Source organism: Nonomuraea sp. NPDC001684 (genome assembly GCF_053596515.1).
In genome coordinates this window covers 1-19,340 of sequence record NZ_JBSFGJ010000157.1, presented here as the reverse complement: position 1 = coordinate 19,340, position 19,340 = coordinate 1, and the positions used below count along the sequence as shown (strand labels likewise).

The window sequence follows — 19,340 nt, the reverse complement described above, 5'->3', positions numbered from 1 at the left end:
AGCCGATCCCGCCCAAGGGGCTGCGCAAGCTGCTGGGCAGGCTCGACGCCATGACGCCCGGCGAGATCGTGAACACCGGCACCTACCGGGCCGACCCTGTACGGCTCGCTGACCCGCGGCGCCCCCTGGCTGTTCGCCGGCTCGGCGGTCGTGCTGGCCGTCGCCTGGCGGCGCGGCCTGCGCGACAACGTGCGGGAGCTGCGCGAGGAGCTGAAGGCGGGCGCGGAGGTGCCGCGCCCGCGCCAGCCGTTCGTGCCCGAGCCGGAGGGCTACTTCGAGCCCAAGGTCTACGGCACCCCGCGCGGCGACGACTAGCCGGCGCGAAGGTCCTTGCGCAGCTCGTGCGGGAGCGCGAAGCGCATGCTCTCCGGCACCGACTCGACCTCGCGCACGTCGCCGAAGCCGTGCCCGGCCAGCCGCGCGAGCACCTCGTCGACCAGCTCCTCCGGCACCGACGCGCCGCTGGTCACGCCGACCGTGGTGACGCCGTCGAGCCATTCGTCCTGGATGAAGCCGGCGTTGTCCACCAGGTACGCGGCCTCGGCGCCGTAGTCCTTGGCCACCTCGACCAGGCGCTTGGAGTTGGACGAGTTCTCCGACCCGACCACGATCACGAGCTGGGCCTCGGCGGCGATCTCCTTCACCGCGACCTGCCGGTTCTGGGTGGCGTAGCAGATGTCGTCGCTCGGCGGGTCGATCAGGGTGGGGAAGCGCTCCTTGAGGCGGGCGACCGTCTCGGTGGTCTCGTCGACCGACAGGGTGGTCTGCGACAGCCACACGAGCTTGTCGGGGTCCTTCACCTGGACCTTCTCGACCGAGTCGAGGCCGTCGACGAGCTGGATGTGGTCGGGGGCCTCGCCCGAGGTGCCCTCGACCTCTTCGTGGCCTTCGTGCCCGATGAGCAGGATGTCGTAGTCCTGGGCGGCGAACCGCTTGGCCTCGTTGTGCACCTTGGTGACCAGCGGGCAGGTGGCGTCGATGGTGCGCAGGCCCCGCTGCCTGGCCTCCTCGTGCACGGCCGGCGAGACGCCGTGGGCCGAGAACACCACGATCTCGCCCTCGGGCACCTCCTCGGTCTCCTCGACGAAGATGGCGCCCCTGGCCTCCAGCGTCTTGACGACGTGGGTGTTGTGCACGATCTGCTTGCGGACGTAGACCGGCGCGCCGTACTGCTCCAAAGCCTTCTCGACCGCTACCACGGCTCGATCGACTCCGGCACAGTAGCCGCGCGGCTTGGCTACGAGTACTCGGCGGGAAGTGGGGGTCTGGGGCTCCATACTTCTTATGCTACGTGGAGCGGCCATCAGGGCTGCGCGTGCGTGGTCGCCCGCCGTTTGCCAGACTGGCCGTCCAATACAGACCTCCCAGGGAGACGTCATGTCCCTCAGCGACGTGATACGCAACATCGCCAGAACCGTTACCAACAAGGACGAACTCAAGGAGAAGGCCAAGGATCTGCCGCTGCTCGTCGTCCAGACCACGCTCAGCGCGGCCGGGCAGGCGCTGCTTGTGGTGGACCGGGTGAAGAACTCCATCAAGGGGCTCGGCACGAAGGAGGAGCAGGAGGAGGAGCAGGAGTCCCGTCCCTCCGCCGCCGCGCAGGTCGCCGCTCCCCCGGCCGAGGAGGAGAAGCCGGCGCGCAAGGAGCCGGTCATCTTCACGCCGCGCCCGGAGGCCGCGCCCAACGGGTCGGCCAAGAGCAAGCCGGACCCGGTCATCTTCGCCCCCGCGGGCAAGACCGCCGCCAAGCCGGAGACCGAGCCCAAGCCGGAGACCGAGCCGAAGACGACGACCGAGCCCAAGCCGTCGACCGGCTCCAAGGCGACGTCCGAGCCCGAGCCGGAAGCCGCCGCCGAGACGGAGGCCCCGGCGAAGGCCGACGCGCCGGCCAAGGCCGAGGTCAAGGCGGAGGTGGAGGCGCCCGCAGAGGCCGAGGTCAAGGCCAAGGCGCCGACGGAGGCCGAGCCCGCCGCGAAGCCCGCCAGGGCCGCCAAGGCCACGAAGACCGCCAAGAGCACGAAGGCCGCCGCGACCACCACGACCGCCAAGCCGGCCAAGCCCGCGAAGGCGACGAAGGCCGCCAAGGCCGCCGCCGAGCCCGCCGCCGTCACCGAGGTCACCGAGGAGCCCGCGGCCGCCGCCGCGCCCCAGGACGGCGTGCTCAAGGCCGCCGCGGAGGCCGTCACCGAGCCGGTCGCCCCCGTGGCGGAGCCCAAGGTCGTCCCGGACGACCTGGCCGAGCCGCTGCCCGGCTACTCCGAGCTGACCGTGGCCTCGCTGCGGGCCAGGATGCGCGGCAAGTCCGCCGAGCAGATCGGCGACTACCTCGCCTACGAGCGCGCCACCCAGGCCCGCGACGAGGTCGTCCGCATGTTCGAGAACCGGCTGGCCAAGCTGCAGACCGGGGAGTAGTCGTAGCGAACCCGTAGTCTTCCGCCATGACCTCGAAGACCACACCCGAGTCTCCCCTGCCGATCCGCACGGTCCTGCAGATGGTGGGCGGCTGGATCGGCAGACTCGGCACGGTGTGGGTCGAGGGCCAGATCACCGATCTGAGCGCGCGCGGCGGCACGGTGTTCCTGACCCTGCGTGACCCGGTGGCCAACGTCTCGGCCCGGGTCACGGCTCCGCGCGGCGTCTACGAGGCCGCCGAGCCGCGTCCCTCCGACGGCGCGCGGGTCGTGGTGCACGTCAAGCCGGACTTCTGGGTCAACAAGGGCTCGTTCGCCTTCACGGCGATGGAGATCCGGCCGGTCGGCGTGGGCGAACTGCTGGCCAGGCTGGAGCGGCTGCGCCGGCTGCTGGCCACCGAGGGGCTGTTCAACGCCGACAGGAAGCGGCGGCTGCCGTTCCTGCCGGGCACGATCGGGCTCGTCTGCGGGCGCGACTCGGCCGCCGAGCGCGACGTGCTGGAGAACGCCCGCCGCCGCTGGCCGGCCGTGCGGTTCAAGGTGGAGGAGGTGGCCGTCCAGGGGCCGTACGCGGTCGGGGAGGTCACCGAGGCGCTGCGCAAGCTCGACGCCGACCCCGAGGTCGAGGTGATCGTGGTGGCCCGCGGCGGCGGTTCGCTGGAGGACCTGCTGCCCTTCTCCGACGAGACGCTCGTGCGCGCGGTGGCCGCCTGCCGCACCCCCGTGGTCAGCGCGATCGGCCACGAGCAGGACAGCCCGCTGCTCGACCTGGTGGCCGACGTACGCGCCTCCACGCCCACCGACGCCGCCAAGAAGGTCGTCCCCGACGTGGGCGAGCAGCTCGCGCTGATCCGCCAGCTGCGCGACCGCGGGCGGCGGGTGCTCAACGGCTGGCTCGACCGCGAGATGTCCTGGCTGACGTCGGTGCGCTCGCGGCCGTCGCTGGCCGATCCGGTGCGCGAGCTCGAACGCCGGGCCGAGCAGGTCGACGCGCTGCGGGAGCGGGCCAGGCGGTCGCTGACCGGCTCGCTCGACCGGGCCGCCGACGACCTCACGCACCTGCGGGCCCGCCTGGTCGCGTTGTCGCCCGCGGCCACGCTGGAGCGCGGCTACGCGATCGTGCAACATCCGTCGGGCGAGGTCGTGCGCCTGGCCAAGGACGTGCCGCCGGGCTCCCCGCTGACGATCAGGCTGAGCGACGACCGGCTCACGGTCCGTACGGAGGACTAGGGCGGACTAGGACCCCCGCACGACGGCGGCGGCCAGGTCGGCGAGGCCGGCCTTGACGTCCTCCACCGTCATGCCGCGCTCCTCCCGCTGGAACTTGATCAGCCAGGCGGTGACCGGCGCGAGCAGCGCGTCGGCCAGGTAGGCGGCGTGAGCCCCCGGCCGGGCCGCGGCGAGCAGGCTAGCCAGATGCACCTGATGCACCTTGTACGGCCCGCTGTAGCGCACCTTGCCCGGCCCGTTCTCCAGCAGCAGGAACAGGTCCTGCTGCTCGACGATGCGATCGACCAGCGCGTGCAGGAACGCCGTGACCCGCTCGGCCGGCGGCGCGCCGGGCCCGAGCGGCGGCGGGCCGCTCAGGAACGCCGCCTGGAAGCGCCGCTCCCGCTCGTCGATCAGCGCGAGGACGAGCCCCGCGCGGTCGCCGAAGCGCCGGTAGACGGTGCCCACCCCGACGCAGGCGGCCTTGGCCACCTCGTCGAGCGAGAGCTCGTCGGCGCCGCGCTCGGCGATCATCGCGGCGGCCACCTCGATGATCTTCCGGCGGTTGCGCGCGGCGTCGGCCCGCTCGGGCTGGGCCTGCCCGACGACGGGCAGCAGGGGACGTGCGCACACGCCTGGAGCATAACCCCCTTGTGAACGGAGAGCTCTCCGGTATTCTCCGAATCGGAGAACTCTCCGATTATGAGGAGCTGAGGATGACCAACTCGTTCAACCAGCAGGTCATTGACGAATTCCGGGCCAACGAGGGCCGGGTGGGCGGCCCGTTCGAGGGCGCGTCGCTGGTGCTGCTCACCACGACGGGCGCCAAGAGCGGCAAGCCGACGACCACGCCGGTGATGTACCTGGCCGACGGCGACCGCTACGTGATCATCGCCTCCAACGCGGGCGCCGACAACCACCCGGCCTGGTACCACAACCTGCGCGCCAACCCCGCGGCGACCGCCGAGGTCGGCACCGAGACGTTCGAGGTGAAGGCGGAGTTCGTCGAGGGCGACGAGCGCGACCGGCTCTACGCCCGCATGGTCGAGATCGCCCCCGGCTTCGCGGAGTACGAGGCCAAGACCAGCCGCCGCATCCCCGTGGTGGCGCTCAACCGCACCGCCTCCTGACGGATCAGAAGGGGGCGTCGTCGGCGCCCGGCTCCGAGCGCCTCGCCATGGCGGCGGCGAGCTTGACCCGGGCGCCCTGCAGCCACTCCTCGCAGACGGCCGCGAGCCGCTCGCCGCGCTCCCAGAGCTCGATCGACTGCTCCAGGGTGAGCCCGCCCGTCTCCAGGCGGCGCACCACCTCGGTCAGCTCCTCGCGGGCCTGCTCGTACGAAGGTGTCTTCTCGTCTGCCACGGCCACCACCCTAGACGCCGCCGCGCCCGGCCAGCGTCATCCCTTGGCGCGCTGCTGCAGGAGCCCGGCCAGCTCGGTCAGCTCGGGCCAGTCGGCCGTGCCGGTGATGACGAGGGTGACGTCGGGGAGCACCCGCACGAGCGAGCGCTGGTTCTTGTCCTCGCGGAAACGCCTCTCCCACGTCACCCCGCCCACCTGCTGGCTGCCGGACGGCTTGGCGATGCCGGTCATGCGGTTGGCGAACTCGGCGGCCGGCTTCTCGTCGCTCTGGGCGAACATGGCGTGCTGCCGCTCGGCGGTGGCGTAGCCCAGGTAGAGCACCTGAGCGCCGTTCTCGCCCTTGGCGATCCTGTTGCTGTTGGGCACCCAGCCCGCCGGGTCCTTCTGCGGGGACCACACCTGGTAGGGCACGTCGTGCCCGAAGTTGGCGACGGTGATGGAGTAGTCGAGCCGCGGGATGTGCTCCTCACGGCTCTGCGGGGCGACGAGCATGAAGAGCCCCACGCCCGCCAGGCACACGAAGAGGGCTACCGCGTAGCCGTAGAAACTTTGGCTGAACCGTCGCACACTTGGCGAGGTTACCCGCTGGAGGGTGCGGTCGCCGAAGCGGCGGGCCTGATCTGGCCGATGATCGCCAGCACGTCGTCGACCATCGCGCGGTCGCCGGAGAAGACGATCTCGCTGACGGCCGCGGCCAGGGCGCCGGTGACCACGACGACGAGCGCGGGCTCGTCCTCGAACAGGGCGGCGTTGCGCTGGGCCCACGTGCGCAGCCGGTCGCGCATGACCACCTCGAAGCCGGGCGGGCCGTCGCCGCGCAGGAACAGGGCGGCCAGCTCGCGTTCCTCCAGGCAGCCTTCGAGGTAGGCGCGGGCGGCGTCGATGAACACCCGCATGGGGTCGCCCTCGGCGGCGGCGCGGGCCGTACGGGCGGCCTGCTTGGTGCGCTGGGCCTGGCGGGCCTGCCATTCCTCCCACAACGTGAGATAGAGGTCGGCCTTGCCGGAGAAATGGTGGTAGAGGCTGCCCACGCTGGCGTCGGCCCTGGCGACGACGTCCGTCACGCCGGCCTCGGCGAACCCCTTGGAGACGAAGACCTCCCGCGCGGCGGCCAGCAGCGAGCTCCGCGTCGCAGCCCCCCGCTCGGACGTGCGAGGCTGGGTCACCGCGTGTTCCACTTCGCTCATTCGATCTCCTCCACGGCGGGGGCGCATGTCCATGGTGGAGGCGAGATCTCCTACGCGCACGCGATATGGCGCAAAATCCGGTCTCCGTCATGCGGGGCACCCATATAGATATCCCTTTTCGCCGGTCCCTGACCATCGCGTGGCGGCCCTTGTGCAGAGAGCTGAGCCGGACTGGGCAGATTATCCCCCTCTGACCGGGAATAGACCGGCAACTACGATCGAGAGAGTTCTCAACGAGGAGGCTCATCATGTCCGATCAGACGTCGGTACCGGCAGCGCTCGCGACGGGCGAGCACGCCCCCGACCGCAACCTGGCGATGGAGCTGGTACGCGTGACGGAGGCGGCCGCCATGGCCGCGGCCCGCTGGGTGGGCCGCGGCGACAAGAACGGCGCCGACGGCGCGGCGGTCAACGCCATGCGCCAGCTGATCAACACGGTGTCGATGAACGGCGTGGTGGTCATCGGGGAGGGCGAGAAGGACCACGCCCCGATGTTGTACAACGGCGAGCGCGTCGGCGACGGCAGCGGCCCCGACTGCGACGTGGCGGTGGACCCGATCGACGGGACCAGGCTGACGGCGCTCGGCATGCCGGACGCGGTGTCGGTGATCGCGGTGAGCGAGCGCGGCTCGATGTACGACCCGTCCGCGGTGTTCTACATGGAGAAGCTGGTCACCGGGCCGGAGGCGGCCGACGTGGTGAACATCGAGGCGTCGGTGGCCGACAACATCAACGCCGTGGCCAGGGCCAAGCACTGCTCGCCGTCCGACGTCACGGTGGTCGTGCTGGACCGGCCGCGGCACGAGAAGCTGGTCAAGGAGATCAGGGAGACGGGCGCGCGGATCAAGTTCATCGTCGACGGCGACGTGGCCGGCGCGATCATGGCGGCTCGCGCGGGCACCGGCATCGACCTGATGCTGGGCATCGGCGGCACGCCCGAGGGCATCGTGGCCGCGTGCGCGCTGAAGTGCCTGGGCGGCGTGATCCAGGGCCGGCTGTGGCCGCGCGACGACGCCGAGCGCGCCAAGGCCGTCGACGCCGGGCACGACCTCAGCCAGGTGCTCACCACGAACGACCTGGTCAGGTCGGACGACGTGTTCTTCGCCGCGACCGGCATCACCCAGGGCGAGCTGATGCAGGGCGTGCGGTTCAGGTCGGGCGCGGCGGTGACCAGCTCGCTGGTGATGCGCGGCCGGTCGGGGACCATCAGGAAGATCGAGAGCGAGCACCAGCTCTGGAAGCTGCGCGCCTACAGCGCGATCAACTTCGACACGGCCGGCTGACCCGCCTCAGCGGCGGCGTCTGCGCCTGGGCGGTTCCTTGATCTTGATGTCGCCGGCGAAGTTCGTGGTGCGCACCTCGACCACGGGCCCGCCGGGCTCGACCGGCTGCCTGGTCAGGCGGACGGTCTCCCCCTTGGCGACCCTGATCACCTCAAGGTCCTCCGGCACGTGGATCTCCAGGCCGCCGAAGACCAGGGTGGCGTTGATGACGATCCGGCTGTTCTGCAGGATCGCGTCGCGGAAGTCCAGCTTGGTCGTGCCGAACATGGCCGTGACGTCGAGCTCGGCGGGCACCACCCAGCGCCCGCCGCGCTGCTCCTTCTTGAAGATGGCCGACACCGGCCGGCCGTCGAGGTTCAGCGGCTGCTCCTCGGCCGGGAGCAGGTCGGCGGTGAGCCCGGCGAGGTCGCCGAGCGTGCGCGCGGAGTAGACGACGCCGAGCCGCTCCTCCAGTTCGACGAGGTCGAGCCGACCGTCGGCGTGGGCGTCCTGGAGCACCTGCGCGATGCGTTCTCGGTCGGCGTCGGAGGCGCGCAGCTCGTGCGGCTGCGGCAGGCCGGGCGCGGCCGGTGCGCGCCGGGACGTCACGAACTCCTCAGCAAGCCGCTCTCCGACTTCCTGCAGCTTCGGCAACCACGATCCCGCGCGTTCGTTCACACTTCTGACGATATCCGGCGGCCCGGGTATTCGCTCGCCCAAGAGCGGACCAACAGGGCGCACATCGGCGAATCCACCCGAGCAACGCGCCGATCTCCCGACCTGGCTCTCCGTTCGCCTCGGCGTGCCGGTGACCGTGCGCCGGAATCGTCCGGTCGGCGTGCCGATGCCTGTGCGCCGGAATCGTCCGGCGTTTCCCGCCGTTGATCCACGCGACAGGCTTCTGACCGCTGATCCCGGGAGGCGGGCGTGCACCAACCGGCGCGATGGGGGCTCGGTGCGGCGGGGGTGGGCATCGCCGTGATCGCGGGCCTGGATCTGACCAGCCTCGACGAGACGAACCCGTTCAGGCGCACGATCAGCGAGCACGGCCTCGGCCCCGAAGGGTGGATCTTCGGGCTCGCCGTGGGGCTGCTCGCGGCCGGGTCGGCGGCCATCGGCGTCTCGCTGGCGCGCAAGCGGCTGGCCGGGGCGGTCGGCACGGTCGCGCTCATGGCCTGGAGCGTGGGGCTGCTGCTGACGGCGTCGTTCCAGAAGCACGACTGGGCGGTCGGGCCGAGCACGAGCGGCAGCATCCACCGGGTCGGCAGTTTCGTGGCCTTCCTCAGCCTGCCGCTCGCCGCGCTGGTCATCGCCCGGCCCTGGCGGCAGCGGGAACGCCGCAGGTCGGCGATGGTGGCGTTCGGGCTGGGGGTGTGCTCGGCGCTGTGGGTCGTGGGCATCGGCGCGGCGGTGCTGATCGGCGCCCGCCACGGGCTGCCGTGGTACCGCGTCATGCCCCTCGGCCTGGTCGAACGGGGGCTGGCGGTGACCGAGGTGGCCGCGTTGCTGGCCCTCGGGGTGTGGGCGGCAGGACGGCTGGCGGAGGCCGAGCCCGTGCGGGCGGTCAGGCGGGCCGTAGAGCGGCGATGAGGTCCTCCACGTAACCGCGGAAGACGGCCGCCATGTCCACCTGGCCGGGGTCGATCAGCCACTGGGTCTGCAGGCCGTCCATCATCGCGATCAGGCGGTCGGCGTGGGCCTCGGCGTCGAGGCCGGCCCGGAACTCGCCGCGCTCGACGCCGGCGCGCAGCGCGGCGGCCACGTCGGCGCGCAGCCGCCGGTAGCGCCGCCTGGCCCACTCGTGGCCGGGGTGACCGGGGGTCACCGCCTCGCCGCTGATCACCGAGAAGAGCTGGACGAGGCCCGGCACCCGCGCGTTGTGGTCGACGACGTCGGCCAGGGCGCGCAGCGCGGCGGCGCCGCCGTCGTGGCCGTCGTGCCCTGGCCCGAACCTGCGCCGGTCGAGCTCGTCGCGGTAGTCGAGCACCGCGACGAGCAGACGCTCTTTGCTCCTGAAGTGGTGGAGCAGCCCGGCCTGGGAGAGCTCGACCCGCTCGGCGATGCGGGCCAGCGAGGCGCCGCGGTAGCCGTGCTCGGCGAACTCCAGCAGCGCGACCGCCAGGATGCGCTCCTTGCGCGCCTCGCCGGTCGCGTAGCCCCGTCTCACCCAGGCACCCTATCCGCCGGATCCGACCCTGGCGTACGGCCCTGAGCAGCCGCTAACCTGACTCCGCCTCACGTTTGATTCCCCCCCGATCAGGAGGCCGTCGTGCCGTCCCCGCGTGATCGTCAGGCCCGTACCGCCACGTACGTCGTGTACGGCGTGCAGGGCCTCTCCTTCGCCACCCTGCTCGTCCAGGTGGCCAGTCTCCAGACCGAGCTGGAGCTCACCGACGGGGCGCTCACGCTCCTGCTGCTGATCGTGCCCGTCTTCGCCGGCGTGGGCAGCGTCGGCGCGGGCACGTTCGCCGCCCGGTACGGCAGCAAGCTGCTCCTGCGGGTCGCGCAGCCCGCGGTGGCGCTCGCCGTGGTGCTCACCGGCCTCGCGCCCTCGGTGCCGCTGGCCGTGCCCGCGCTGCTGCTGTTCGGCCTGGCGGTCGGCGCGGTGGACGCGGGCATGAACATGCAGGGCGTGGCCGTCGAACGCCGGTACGGCACCGCCGTGCTGAACGGCTTCCACAGCGTGTGGAGCGTCCTCAGCCTGGCCGGGGCCCTGTGGGCGGTGTTCGCGGCCGGCCGGGTCTCGCTGGCGGTCACGATGGCGATCCCCATGGTCCTGGCGGTGGCCGGGTCGATCTACGCCGGGCCGAAGCTGTGCACGATCGCCGAGGAGAAGGTCGAGAACGTCGTCGAGGCCGCGACCGGCAAGTTTCCCTGGCGGCCGATCATCCCGCTCTGCCTGGCGATGGGCTTCCTCTACATCGGCGACGCGGCGGTGTCGAACTTCGCGACCGTCTTCATGGGCAAGGCCCTGCTGGCCCAGGACAGCGTGGCGAAGCTGGCCTACAGCGTCTACCAGGGCGCGACGCTGGCGGTGCGGCTCGCCGGCGACGTAGCGGTCCGCCGCTACGGCCCGGCCGCCATCGTCCGGCTCGGCGGCGCGCTGGCCACGCTGGGCTTCCTCGGCGTCGTGGTGGCCCCGAACCAGCCGCTGGCGATCGTCGCGTTCGGGCTGACCGGGCTGGGGTTGTCGGTCGTCGCGCCGCAGTCGTTCTCGGCGGCGGGCAAGCTGGACCCGGCGGGCACCGGGGTGGCCATCGCCCGGGTGAACCTCTTCAACTACGTGGGCTTCATCGTGGGAGCCGCGCTGATCGGCGGCATCGCCGACGCCACGGACTGGCGGGTGGCGTTCGTCGCGCCGCTGCTGCTGGCCGGCGTGATCATCGCGCTCGCGCCGGGCTTCGCGCCCCGGCGGGCCGCCGCGCAGGCGTGATCCGCGAGCCTCCTCAGCCGCGCACCTCAGCCACCTGGACGGGACGCGCTTCGCGCAGCGACAGGTCGGCGGCCTCGGCGACGTACAGGGCGGCCAGGGCGTCCTCGACCGAGCACAGGCCCTCGCCGCCGCGCAGAAAGGCGTCGATCTCGGCCGCGTAGGCGGGGCCGAACCTGGCGACGAAGTCGGGCCAGGGCGGCCCGGGCGGCTGCAGGCCCTCGGCGCTGCGCAGCGGGGCGCGCGGCCCGAGCCCGGCCACCTGGGTGCCCTTCGTGCCGGCCAGCTCCATGCGCACGTCGTAGCCGGCGCCGTTGTAGCGGGAGCCCTGGAGGGTGGCCAGCGTGCCGTCGTCGAGGGTGAGCAGCGCGGCGCTGTTGTCCACGTCGCCGGCCTCCTTGAAGAACGCCGCCCCCCGGTTCGCGCCGGCGGCGTGGACGGAGACGACCTCGCGCCCGGTCACCCAGCGCAGAACGTCGAAGTCGTGGACGTGGCAGTCGCGGAAGAGGCCGCCGGACAGCGGGACGTACCCGGCGGGCGGCGGCGCGGGATCGGCCGTCACCAGGTGGACGCGGTGCAGCTCGCCCAGCTCGCCGGCCCGCAGCGCCGCGCGGGCGGCCTGGTAGCCGGGGTCGAACCTGCGCTGGAACCCGATGCACACCCGCCGGCCCGCGCTCGCCTCCAGCACCTTGACCGTCTCGGCGACCGTGCCCGCCACCGGCTTCTCGCACAGGACGGGAACGCCCCGCTCGCACGCTCTGATCAGCAGCTCGGCGTGCGTGCTCGTCGGCGTGGCGATGACCACGGCGTCGGCCCCGAACGGGTCCCCCGGCCTGCCGTACGGCGAGGTCCTGACCGGGTCGGCCACGATCAGCTCGTCGACCAGGGGGTGCGCGGCCAGGTTCGCCGCGTGGAACGCGCCGATCCGGCCCAGGCCCAGCAGTCCCACCCGCATGCCGCCTCCAATGCTGCTTTCCGCCTCAGTCCTTGATATGTCCGGACATGCGGACTTTTAAGCCTTGTACGGCCTCTGCCGCCTGATGCACCGGCAGCCGGGCGAACCCGACCACGACCGCCGGCGGGCCGGGCGAGAACCGCATCGGCGCGACCGGCTCGGCGGCCAGGCCGGCCTCCTCGGCCGCGCGGACGACCCGCAGCTCGTCCCAGCCGTCCGGCAGGTCGAGGTAGACGTGCAGCCCGGCCTGGATGCCCCGGACGCGGATCTCCGGCAGCTCCTCGGCCAGCGCCCTGACCAGGGCGTCCCGGCGGCGGCGGTACTCCCTGCGCATGCGCCGCAGGTGTTTGTCGTAGCCGCCGGTGCGCAGGAAGTGGGCCAGCGCGTACTGCTCGATGACCGGGGAGCCCAGGTCGAGCTCGCTCCGGGCGCGGCGGATCGCCTCGGCCAGGTGGGCGGGCGCGGCGACCCAGCCGAGCCGCAGGCCGGGCGCGAGCGACTTGCTGACGCTGCCGGTCAGGATCACCCGGTCGGGGGCCAGCCCCTGGAGGCAGCCGACCGGGTCGCGGTCGTAGCGGAACTCGGCGTCGTAGTCGTCCTCCAGGATCGTCCGGTCGCCCGCGCAGGCCCATTCCATGAGCGCGGCCCGCCTGGCCGGGGAGAGCACGACGCCCGTCGGGTACTGGTGTGCGGGCGTGACCAGCGCCGCCTCGCCCTCCATGGCGCCGGTGACCAGGCCCTCGCAGCCCACGGGCACCGGCACCAGGCAGGCCCCGGCCCGTTCCAGCAGCGGGACCTGGCGGCGGCTGGTGGGGTCCTCGACGATCAGGCGCAGGCCGCCGCGCCGGGCCAGGACGTGCAGCGCCAGGCTCAGCCCCTGCGCCACACCGCCCACGACGACCAGATTGTCGGGATGGACGTCGGCCGCCCTGACCCGCCGCAGGTAACCGGCCAGCTCCTCGCGCAGCTCCGGCACGCCGCCTGGGTCGCCGTAGTCGAGCGCGTCGGACGGCACGGTGGCCAGCACGTGCCGGACGGCCGCCGACCACCGCTCCCGGGGAAAGTGCCCCAGGTCGGGGGACGTGGCCCGGTGCCCCTGGTACGGTCCGCAGGCGCCGCCGTCGGCCACCGGCCACGGACGGGCGGACCGGACGGCGCCCAGCGGGGCCACCTCCGTCCCGGCCCCCACCCGCGAGACCAGGAACCCCTCGGCCACCAGTTGCTCGTACGCCTCCACCACCACGCCCCTGGAGACCTGGAGGTCGGCGGCGAGGTCGCGGGTGGCGGGCAGGCGGGTGCCGGGCACGAGCCGCCCGAGGCGCACGCCCTCGCGCAGCTCGGCCGCGATCTGCCCAGCGATCCCTCCCGCATCCCGATTGATCTGGATGTGCAGGTCGGCCATATTGGTCCTGTCATATAGCGGCCTATTGGACTGTTTGCCCGAACCATTGTCTCCCTACGATCCTGCACATGAGAAACGGAATCGCCGGAGCCGCCACCGCCATGTTCCTGGTGGGCACCCTGGCCGGAGTGTCCGGCCTGATCGGCTCCTATCCCGTGTACGGCGGCCAGGCCGTGCGCTACCTCGCCGCGGCGGTCATCCTGCTGGTCGTCACCAGGGCGCTCGGCCTGCGGTTCGTCCGGCTGACCGGGCGGGAGACCCTGTACCTGGGCGGGCTCACCCTGCTCGGGCTGGTGGTCTTCAACATCTGCGTCGTCGAGTCCACCCGGGCCTCGGGGCCGGCGCTGGTGGGCACCGTCCTCGGCACCGTGCCGCTGGCGCTGGCGCTGGCCGGCGGGCGTCCGGCGCCGCGGCTGCTGGTGGGGGCGTCGGTGGTGGTGGCCGGCGCGACGCTGGCGACCGGACTGGGCAGCGGGAACCCGACCGGCCTGCTGTGGGCGCTCGGGGCGCTGGCGGGCGAGGTGAGCTTCTCCATGCTGGCCATCCCCCTGCTGCCGAAGCTGGGGGCGATCCGGGTGTCGGCGTACTCGACGGCGCTGGCCGTGCCCATGCTGGCCGTGGTCGGCCTGGTCCAGGAGGGCTCGGCCATGTTCAGGACGCCGACCGCGGCCGAGACGCTGGGCTTCGTGTACCTGGCGGTCGTGGTCACGGTCGTGGCCTTCTTCCTCTGGTACACCTCGCTGCCCAGGCTCGGCCCCGGGACGGCCGGGCTGTTCGCCGGGCTCATCCCGGTCGGCGCGATCGTGACGGGGCTCGCGCTCGGCATCGCGACGCCGAGCGTCTACGACCTGGCGGGGGCCGGTCTGGTGATCGTCGGCATCCTGGTGGGGCTCACCGCGCGGCGCTCGCCGGAGCCCGTGCCGGCCCCGGGATGACCACCTGACGGGGGGCGTACCCTCTATGGACATGGACTTCGACTACACCGATCTGCTTCCCCTGGGCGCCGATGAGACCGAGTACCGGCTGATCACGTCGGAGGGGGTGCGGAAGGTCGAAGCGGCCGGGCGTACGTTCCTGGAGGTCGACCCCGAGGCCCTGCGGCTGCTCACCGAGACCGCGGTCCACGACATCTCCCACTTCCTGCGCACGTCGCACCTGGCGCAGCTGCGCAAGATCGTCGATGACCCCGAGTCCAGTGGGAACGACCGGTTCGTCGCCCTCGACCTGCTGAAGAACGCCTCGATCTCGGCCGGCGGCGTGCTGCCGATGTGCCAGGACACCGGCACCGCCATCGTCATGGGCAAGCGCGGCCGCCACGTGCTGACCGACGGCCGCGACGCCGAGCACATCTCGAAGGGCGTGTACGACGCCTACACCAAGCTCAACCTGCGCTACTCCCAGATGGCCCCGCTGACCATGTGGGAGGAGAAGAACACCGGCAGCAACCTGCCCGCCCAGATCGAGCTCTACGCCGAGGACCCCCACGGCCACGCCGACGAGTACAAGCTGCTGTTCATGGCCAAGGGCGGCGGCTCGGCCAACAAGTCGTTCCTCTACCAGGAGACCAAGGCGGTGCTCAACGAGAAGCGCATGCTGGCCTTCCTGGAGGAGAAGATCCGCTCGCTGGGCACCGCGGCCTGCCCGCCGTACCACCTGGCCGTGGTGGTGGGCGGCACCTCCGCCGAGTTCGCGCTCAAGACCGCCAAGTACGCCAGCGCCCGCTACCTCGACTCCATCCCCACCGAGGGCTCGCCCTCCGGGCACGGCTTCCGCGACCTGGAGCTGGAGGCCAAGGTCTTCGAGCTGACGCAGAAGCTCGGCATCGGCGCCCAGTTCGGCGGCAAGTACTTCTGCCACGACGTGCGCGTGATCCGCCTGCCCCGGCACGGCGCGTCCTGCCCGGTGGCCATCGCGGTGTCGTGCTCGGCCGACCGCCAGGCGCTGGCCAAGATCACGGCCGAGGGCGTGTTCCTGGAGAAGCTGGAGACCGACCCGGCCCGCTTCCTGCCGGAGACCACCGACGAGCACCTGTCCGACGACGTCGTCCGCATCGACCTCAACCGGCCGATGCCGGAGATCCTGGCCGAGCTGACGAAGTACCCCGTCAAGACGCGGCTCTCCCTCACCGGCCCGCTCGTCGTCGCCCGCGACATCGCGCACGCCAAGATCGCCGAGCTGCTCGACGACGGCGGCGAGATGCCGCAGTACCTCAAGGACCACGCGGTCTACTACGCCGGCCCGGCCAAGACCCCCGAGGGCTACGCCTCCGGCTCGTTCGGCCCCACCACGGCCGGCCGCATGGACTCCTACGTCGAGCGCTTCCAGGCGGCGGGCGGCTCGATGGTCATGCTGGCCAAGGGCAACAGGTCCCGGCAGGTCACCGAGGCGTGCCAGAAGTTCGGCGGCTTCTACCTGGGCTCCATCGGCGGCCCGGCGGCCCGGCTGGCCCAGGACTGCATCAGGAAGGTGGAGGTGCTCGAATATCCCGAGCTGGGCATGGAAGCGGTGTGGAAGATCGAGGTCGAGGACTTCCCCGCCTTCATCGTCGTCGACGACAAGGGTGAGGACTTCTTCACCGACCGCACCGGGCCGGTGCTGAGCATCGGGCGCAGGTAGGGCCCGAGCGCGTCGAAGGGTGCCGGGCGGCGGTCGAAGCCCCTCGGCACCGGACGACGGGGGGTTGCCCCCGGGCGTCTCAGGCCGCGACGGCGGCTCGGTGGGGGGCGACGACGCTGCCGTCAGGCAGGAGCAGACCCGTGTCCTCGAACAGCACCACGCCGTTGCAGAGGAGGCTCCAGCCCTGGTCGGGGTGGGCCGAGATCACGTGCGAACGCTCACGGTCGGGCGAGTCCGCACTGGGGCATACGGGAAAGTGACTGCACATCATCGCGCACCTCTCAGATGGCGCTCCTGCTTCCTGATGTTCAAAAGGGCAACTGTCGCCCCGACGGCGTGCGAAGGTCCAGGGTGGCGCCGACCGGCTTCCTCGGCCGGCGGCGAACCTGTGTCTGGCGCATCTCCATCACGTCCTTCAACTTCTGTCGTCAGTGGTGGAACGTCGGCGTCCTACCCAGTCTCAGGGCCGGCACCGACAGTTTCAGCTGCTCGCGGGTTCTCGCCTGGTCTCATGTCCTAACCATGCCCCCGTCCCCTTTCGGCACCCTTACATCTTGCTGACGGCGTGCCGTGGTTCCTGTCAATCAGCCTGCCGTACGCGGGAAAGTGCCCTACTAGGCATCATGCACATTTATCGGGGAGAGAGGTGTGCCGAGCGTCACAGTCGCTCTGACGTGCGGTAATACAACAAAGCGCGCATCCCGGGCAGGAATGCGCGCTGTGTCGACGTGTCAGGCGGCGTAGGACGGGTAACCGTAGCCGACGACCTGCGAGGTCGGCCGGACGCGCTCCTCGACCTTGCCGTTGCCGGTGTTGCCCTCGATCGTGGAGATCGTGCCGTCGCCGTTGTCCTTGACGACGAAGCCGACGTGCTGGATGTCGCTCAGGCTCTTGCTGCCGCTCCAGGAGAAGAAGACGACGGCACCCGGCCTGGCCTCGGTGCCCCAGCGGTCGTTGGCGGCGAACCACTTGGCGTGGGTCACGGTGTAGGCGTCCCAGCCGACCTGCGGGCGGGCGCCGGTCTGCTCGCCGACCCAGGAGACGAACATCGAGCACCAGGCGGCGTTCAGGTAGTCCTGGCGGCTGCCGCCGTCGCGGGCGACGGTCTCACCGGCGCGCTGCGAGTCGGCGTACCACTTCTGGAACTTGGTGCCGCCGCCGTTGGCGTCCTCGGAGGTGCCGACCTGGGCGCGGGCGGTGGCCAGCACCTGGGCGGCGGTGACGTTCACCCGGCCCTGGGCCGAACCCTGCGCGGCCGACCGCTGCGCGGCGGTCTGGGCGTCGGTCCGGTGCGCGGTCGCGGCGCTGACGGCGGCAGTGGTGCCCAGCGCGGTCACGGCGATGGTCGCGCCGAGAGCGAGCTTGGCGATATGGGACGTGGTCATCATGGCGTGCTTGGCCATCGGGGGGTGCTCCTTTGCTCACCGTCCGCGCATGAGGCACGGCGGGTCACAGGTGTGAATCCTGCGATGGGTGATGACGACAGATCTGCGGGGGCGCCTCGACACGGCTGCCCTGCCGTCGCGTACAAACAGGTACAACAGCGCCCTGACCTGGGTAATTCCCACCCCAAGAAATCCCCACAGGACGCCTGTGCGCGGACGGCTCATGCCGTCCGCGCACAAACTGGACCCAACTGACTCTCGCCACGATGCCAAGGCGAGACCTAGGTCGCAAGTCTGATGCACTTGCGAACTAGTTGCAATAGTGTCCTCCAGAGATCTACTTCGAGAGGACGGCCCCATGGGCGACTACACCCTTCCCGACATGCCGTACGACTACGGCGCACTGGAGCCCGCCATCACCGGCGAGATCCTGGAGCTGCACCACGCCAAGCACCACGCGGCCTACGTCAAGGGCGCCAACGACACGCTCGACCGCCTGGCCGAGGCCCGCGACGGCGGCGACTTCACCGGCCTGGTGGGCCTGGAGAAGACCTTCGCCTTCAACCTGTCCGGCCACGTCCTGCACTCGATCTTCTGGGAGAACCTCTCCCCCGACGGCGGCGACCGTCCCGACGGCGCGCTCAGGGCCGCCATCGACGAGCATTTCGGCACGTTCGAGGCGTTCCAGAAGCAGCTCACCACGGCCACGGCGTCGGTCCAGGGCTCCGGGTGGGGCGTGCTGGCCTGGGAGCCGCTGAGCCGCCGGCTGGTGGTCGAGCAGATCTACGACCACCACGGCAACGTCGGAATGAACACCACGCCGCTTCTCGTGTTCGACGCGTGGGAGCACGCTTACTATCTGCAGTACCGCAACGTGCGCCCGGACTACGTCGAGAAACTGTGGGGCCTCGTCAACTGGGCAGATGTGGCCCGGAGGTTCGCTGACGTAACGAGTCAGGCGGGTTGACTTAAGTTCGCAACAATTTATCGGCCCCGCCTCTACTGGTCGGTTTACACAAATAGGTAAGCTGCCTGGCATGCGTGCGCCCTCCGGTTACCTTCTCGCCGCGCGCTATCGGCTTGTGGAGCCGGTTGGTCGCGGCGGCATGGGCACCGTTTGGCGGGCGCATGACGAGTTGCTCGACCGCGACGTGGCGGTGAAGGAAGTACGGCTGCCCACCGTCCTCGACGAGGAGCTGCGCGCGGAGTTGTGCGCCCGCACCGAGCGCGAGGGCAGGGCGACCGCGATGGTGGCCCATCCGTCGGTCATCACCGTCTTCGACGTCGTGACCGAGGACGACCGTCCCTGGATCGTGATGGAGCTGCTCCGGGCCAAGTCCCTGGAGCAGCTCATCCAGGAGCACGGACCGCTCCATCCGCGCCGGGCCGCCGAGATCGGCCGGCAGATCCTCGGCGCGCTGCGGGCCGTCCACGCCAAGGGCATCCTCCACCGCGACGTGAAGCCCAGCAACGTCCTGGTGACCGAGGACCGCGCCGTGCTCACCGACTTCGGCCTGGCCGCGCTCGAAGGCGACGTCTCCATCACCCAGGCCGGCATCGTGCTCGGCTCGGCCGGTTACATCGCCCCCGAACGGGTTCTCGGCTCCAAGGCCAGCCCCGCGGGCGATCTGTGGTCGCTCGGCGCGACCCTCTACACCGCCGTCGAGGGCCGGGGGCTGCACGGCCGCCGTACGGCCGCCGCCGCGCTGGCCGCGCTGACCAGCGGCGAGCCGATCCCGATGAGCAAGGCGGGCCCGCTGGCGCCCGTGCTCGACGCGCTGCTCAGGATCGATCCACAGACCCGGCTCGACTCCGTGCGGGCCTCGCTCATGCTGGCCCGGGTGGCCGCGGGCGGCTCGGCGGAGGAGCCGCTGGCCCCGCGCCGGCCCGTACGCCCGGTTCCCGTGGTCACCTCACCCCCTTTCGCGCGCAGGCCCGCGCACCGCGGGCTGCACAGGGCGGAGGCCACCGCCGCCGCGCTGTCGGTCCCGCCGCCGCGCCAGGAGCGCAGGCCGGGTGAGGGCGTCCACCGCAAGCGGGTCGAACCACGTCCAAGTCCGTCCACTTATGTCCGTTTCAAGGCTGCGGTGATAAAGTTGTTCCTTCCTCGGCGGTTCTGGC

At 71.6% G+C, this 19,340-nt stretch carries 22 protein-coding genes; 11 read left to right on the top strand and 11 right to left on the bottom strand.

All coding sequences use genetic code 11. The features are described 5' to 3' along the window. Positions 1-150 precede the first annotated feature (150 nt). Positions 151-315, top strand: coding sequence for a hypothetical protein (locus ACWCSD_RS25790; RefSeq protein ID WP_449918507.1), 165 nt, complete (start codon positions 151-153; stop codon positions 313-315). Here ACWCSD_RS25790 and ACWCSD_RS25785 read toward each other — a convergent pair. Continuing rightward, the gene (locus tag ACWCSD_RS25785; protein WP_387677138.1) at positions 312-1,277 is read right to left on the bottom strand and encodes a 4-hydroxy-3-methylbut-2-enyl diphosphate reductase; all 966 of its coding nucleotides are present in this window, start codon (positions 1,275-1,277) and stop codon (positions 312-314) included. The genes ACWCSD_RS25790 and ACWCSD_RS25785 overlap by 4 nt on opposite strands. Before the next feature lie 100 nt (positions 1,278-1,377). Here ACWCSD_RS25785 and ACWCSD_RS25780 point away from each other — a divergent pair, with 100 nt between their 5' ends. Then, entirely contained in the window at positions 1,378-2,412 is a 1,035-nt protein-coding gene (locus ACWCSD_RS25780) for a hypothetical protein (RefSeq protein WP_449918505.1), read from the top strand. Positions 2,413-2,438: 26 nt separating this feature from the next. Further along, a complete protein-coding gene (gene xseA, locus ACWCSD_RS25775; RefSeq protein WP_364337777.1) occupies positions 2,439-3,641 on the top strand; it encodes an exodeoxyribonuclease VII large subunit in 1,203 nt (400 codons plus the stop codon). A 6-nt stretch (positions 3,642-3,647) separates the two neighbouring features. On the opposite strand, the gene ACWCSD_RS25770 is transcribed toward xseA, so the two are convergent. Then, a complete protein-coding gene (locus tag ACWCSD_RS25770) occupies positions 3,648-4,253 on the bottom strand; it encodes a TetR/AcrR family transcriptional regulator (protein ID WP_449918501.1) in 606 nt (201 codons plus the stop codon). 83 nt (positions 4,254-4,336) lie between these two features. Here ACWCSD_RS25770 and ACWCSD_RS25765 point away from each other — a divergent pair, with 83 nt between their 5' ends. Beyond that, on the top strand, positions 4,337-4,750 hold the full coding sequence (locus tag ACWCSD_RS25765; protein ID WP_397161286.1) for a nitroreductase family deazaflavin-dependent oxidoreductase: 414 nt from the start codon (positions 4,337-4,339) through the stop codon (positions 4,748-4,750). Between the two features lie 4 nt (positions 4,751-4,754). Here the strand turns inward: ACWCSD_RS25765 and ACWCSD_RS25760 are convergent, their stop codons facing one another. The 3 genes from ACWCSD_RS25760 to ACWCSD_RS25750 are packed head-to-tail and all read right to left on the bottom strand — an operon-like array spanning position 4,755 to position 6,169. After that, positions 4,755-4,982: an exodeoxyribonuclease VII small subunit gene (locus ACWCSD_RS25760; protein ID WP_352325447.1), complete on the bottom strand. Its 228-nt coding sequence runs from the start codon at positions 4,980-4,982 to the stop codon at positions 4,755-4,757. A gap of 36 nt (positions 4,983-5,018) precedes the next feature. Next, positions 5,019-5,549, bottom strand: coding sequence for a DUF4245 domain-containing protein (locus ACWCSD_RS25755; RefSeq protein WP_358294448.1), 531 nt, complete (start codon positions 5,547-5,549; stop codon positions 5,019-5,021). Positions 5,550-5,560: 11 nt separating this feature from the next. After that, a complete protein-coding gene (locus tag ACWCSD_RS25750) occupies positions 5,561-6,169 on the bottom strand; it encodes a TetR/AcrR family transcriptional regulator (RefSeq protein WP_387677121.1) in 609 nt (202 codons plus the stop codon). A gap of 248 nt (positions 6,170-6,417) precedes the next feature. Between ACWCSD_RS25750 and glpX the strand changes: the two genes are divergently transcribed. Next, positions 6,418-7,452: a class II fructose-bisphosphatase gene (gene glpX, locus ACWCSD_RS25745; RefSeq protein WP_352325444.1), complete on the top strand. Its 1,035-nt coding sequence runs from the start codon at positions 6,418-6,420 to the stop codon at positions 7,450-7,452. 6 nt (positions 7,453-7,458) lie between these two features. Here the strand turns inward: glpX and ACWCSD_RS25740 are convergent, their stop codons facing one another. Continuing rightward, positions 7,459-8,109, bottom strand: coding sequence for a DUF1707 SHOCT-like domain-containing protein (locus tag ACWCSD_RS25740; protein ID WP_387677115.1), 651 nt, complete (start codon positions 8,107-8,109; stop codon positions 7,459-7,461). A 249-nt stretch (positions 8,110-8,358) separates the two neighbouring features. On the opposite strand from ACWCSD_RS25740, the gene ACWCSD_RS25735 reads away from it, so the two are divergent. Next, positions 8,359-9,021 carry a DUF998 domain-containing protein gene (locus ACWCSD_RS25735; protein ID WP_387677112.1) on the top strand — a complete coding sequence of 221 codons (663 nt, stop codon included), beginning with the start codon at positions 8,359-8,361 and terminating at the stop codon, positions 9,019-9,021. Here the strand turns inward: ACWCSD_RS25735 and ACWCSD_RS25730 are convergent. Further along, the gene (locus ACWCSD_RS25730; protein ID WP_397161292.1) at positions 8,996-9,598 is read right to left on the bottom strand and encodes a TetR/AcrR family transcriptional regulator; all 603 of its coding nucleotides are present in this window, start codon (positions 9,596-9,598) and stop codon (positions 8,996-8,998) included. The genes ACWCSD_RS25735 and ACWCSD_RS25730 overlap by 26 nt on opposite strands. 102 nt (positions 9,599-9,700) lie before the next feature. Between ACWCSD_RS25730 and ACWCSD_RS25725 the strand changes: the two genes are divergently transcribed. Then, on the top strand, positions 9,701-10,864 hold the full coding sequence (locus ACWCSD_RS25725; RefSeq protein WP_358294453.1) for an MFS transporter: 1,164 nt from the start codon (positions 9,701-9,703) through the stop codon (positions 10,862-10,864). Between the two features lie 13 nt (positions 10,865-10,877). Here the strand turns inward: ACWCSD_RS25725 and ACWCSD_RS25720 are convergent, their stop codons facing one another. Beyond that, the gene (locus tag ACWCSD_RS25720) at positions 10,878-11,816 is read right to left on the bottom strand and encodes a Gfo/Idh/MocA family protein (protein ID WP_449918495.1); all 939 of its coding nucleotides are present in this window, start codon (positions 11,814-11,816) and stop codon (positions 10,878-10,880) included. A gap of 25 nt (positions 11,817-11,841) precedes the next feature. Beyond that, the gene (gene pdxR / locus ACWCSD_RS25715; RefSeq protein WP_449918492.1) at positions 11,842-13,218 is read right to left on the bottom strand and encodes a MocR-like pyridoxine biosynthesis transcription factor PdxR; all 1,377 of its coding nucleotides are present in this window, start codon (positions 13,216-13,218) and stop codon (positions 11,842-11,844) included. A 68-nt stretch (positions 13,219-13,286) separates the two neighbouring features. On the opposite strand from pdxR, the gene ACWCSD_RS25710 reads away from it, so the two are divergent. Continuing rightward, positions 13,287-14,153: a DMT family transporter gene (locus ACWCSD_RS25710; protein ID WP_387677100.1), complete on the top strand. Its 867-nt coding sequence runs from the start codon at positions 13,287-13,289 to the stop codon at positions 14,151-14,153. Positions 14,154-14,184: 31 nt separating this feature from the next. After that, on the top strand, positions 14,185-15,834 hold the full coding sequence (locus ACWCSD_RS25705; protein WP_387677097.1) for a fumarate hydratase: 1,650 nt from the start codon (positions 14,185-14,187) through the stop codon (positions 15,832-15,834). A 79-nt stretch (positions 15,835-15,913) separates the two neighbouring features. Here ACWCSD_RS25705 and ACWCSD_RS25700 read toward each other — a convergent pair whose 3' ends face one another. Beyond that, complete coding sequence (locus tag ACWCSD_RS25700) at positions 15,914-16,102, bottom strand: DUF5999 family protein (protein ID WP_358294619.1); 189 nt, start codon at positions 16,100-16,102, stop codon at positions 15,914-15,916. A 463-nt stretch (positions 16,103-16,565) separates the two neighbouring features. After that, positions 16,566-17,237, bottom strand: a complete 672-nt coding sequence (locus ACWCSD_RS25695) for a CHAP domain-containing protein (protein WP_397161301.1) — start codon at positions 17,235-17,237, stop codon at positions 16,566-16,568. Positions 17,238-17,577: 340 nt separating this feature from the next. On the opposite strand from ACWCSD_RS25695, the gene ACWCSD_RS25690 reads away from it, so the two are divergent. Together ACWCSD_RS25690 and ACWCSD_RS25685 are read left to right on the top strand one after the other, a co-directional pair. Further along, positions 17,578-18,186 (top strand): superoxide dismutase, encoded by a 609-nt coding sequence (locus tag ACWCSD_RS25690; protein ID WP_358294459.1) that lies wholly within the window; start codon positions 17,578-17,580, stop codon positions 18,184-18,186. A 70-nt stretch (positions 18,187-18,256) separates the two neighbouring features. Continuing rightward, a partial coding sequence (locus ACWCSD_RS25685) for a serine/threonine-protein kinase (protein ID WP_449918488.1) occupies positions 18,257-19,340 on the top strand: 1,084 nt, incomplete at its 3' end.

What these genes read in the sequence shown, in the direction of transcription:
- ACWCSD_RS25785 (WP_387677138.1), bottom strand. Translation starts at nt 1,277, where the DNA reads ATGGAGCCCCAGACCCCCACTTCCCGCCGAGTACTCGTAGCCAAGCCG.
- ACWCSD_RS25700 (WP_358294619.1), bottom strand. Translation starts at nt 16,102, where the DNA reads ATGTGCAGTCACTTTCCCGTATGCCCCAGTGCGGACTCGCCCGACCGT.
- ACWCSD_RS25780 (WP_449918505.1), top strand. Translation starts at nt 1,378, where the DNA reads ATGTCCCTCAGCGACGTGATACGCAACATCGCCAGAACCGTTACCAAC.
- ACWCSD_RS25720 (WP_449918495.1), bottom strand. Translation starts at nt 11,816, where the DNA reads ATGCGGGTGGGACTGCTGGGCCTGGGCCGGATCGGCGCGTTCCACGCG.
- ACWCSD_RS25690 (WP_358294459.1), top strand. Translation starts at nt 17,578, where the DNA reads ATGGGCGACTACACCCTTCCCGACATGCCGTACGACTACGGCGCACTG.
- ACWCSD_RS25710 (WP_387677100.1), top strand. Translation starts at nt 13,287, where the DNA reads ATGAGAAACGGAATCGCCGGAGCCGCCACCGCCATGTTCCTGGTGGGC.
- ACWCSD_RS25705 (WP_387677097.1), top strand. Translation starts at nt 14,185, where the DNA reads ATGGACTTCGACTACACCGATCTGCTTCCCCTGGGCGCCGATGAGACC.
- ACWCSD_RS25765 (WP_397161286.1), top strand. Translation starts at nt 4,337, where the DNA reads ATGACCAACTCGTTCAACCAGCAGGTCATTGACGAATTCCGGGCCAAC.
- ACWCSD_RS25750 (WP_387677121.1), bottom strand. Translation starts at nt 6,169, where the DNA reads ATGAGCGAAGTGGAACACGCGGTGACCCAGCCTCGCACGTCCGAGCGG.
- glpX (WP_352325444.1), top strand. Translation starts at nt 6,418, where the DNA reads ATGTCCGATCAGACGTCGGTACCGGCAGCGCTCGCGACGGGCGAGCAC.
- ACWCSD_RS25695 (WP_397161301.1), bottom strand. Translation starts at nt 17,237, where the DNA reads ATGGCCAAGCACGCCATGATGACCACGTCCCATATCGCCAAGCTCGCT.
- pdxR (WP_449918492.1), bottom strand. Translation starts at nt 13,218, where the DNA reads ATGGCCGACCTGCACATCCAGATCAATCGGGATGCGGGAGGGATCGCT.
- xseA (WP_364337777.1), top strand. Translation starts at nt 2,439, where the DNA reads ATGACCTCGAAGACCACACCCGAGTCTCCCCTGCCGATCCGCACGGTC.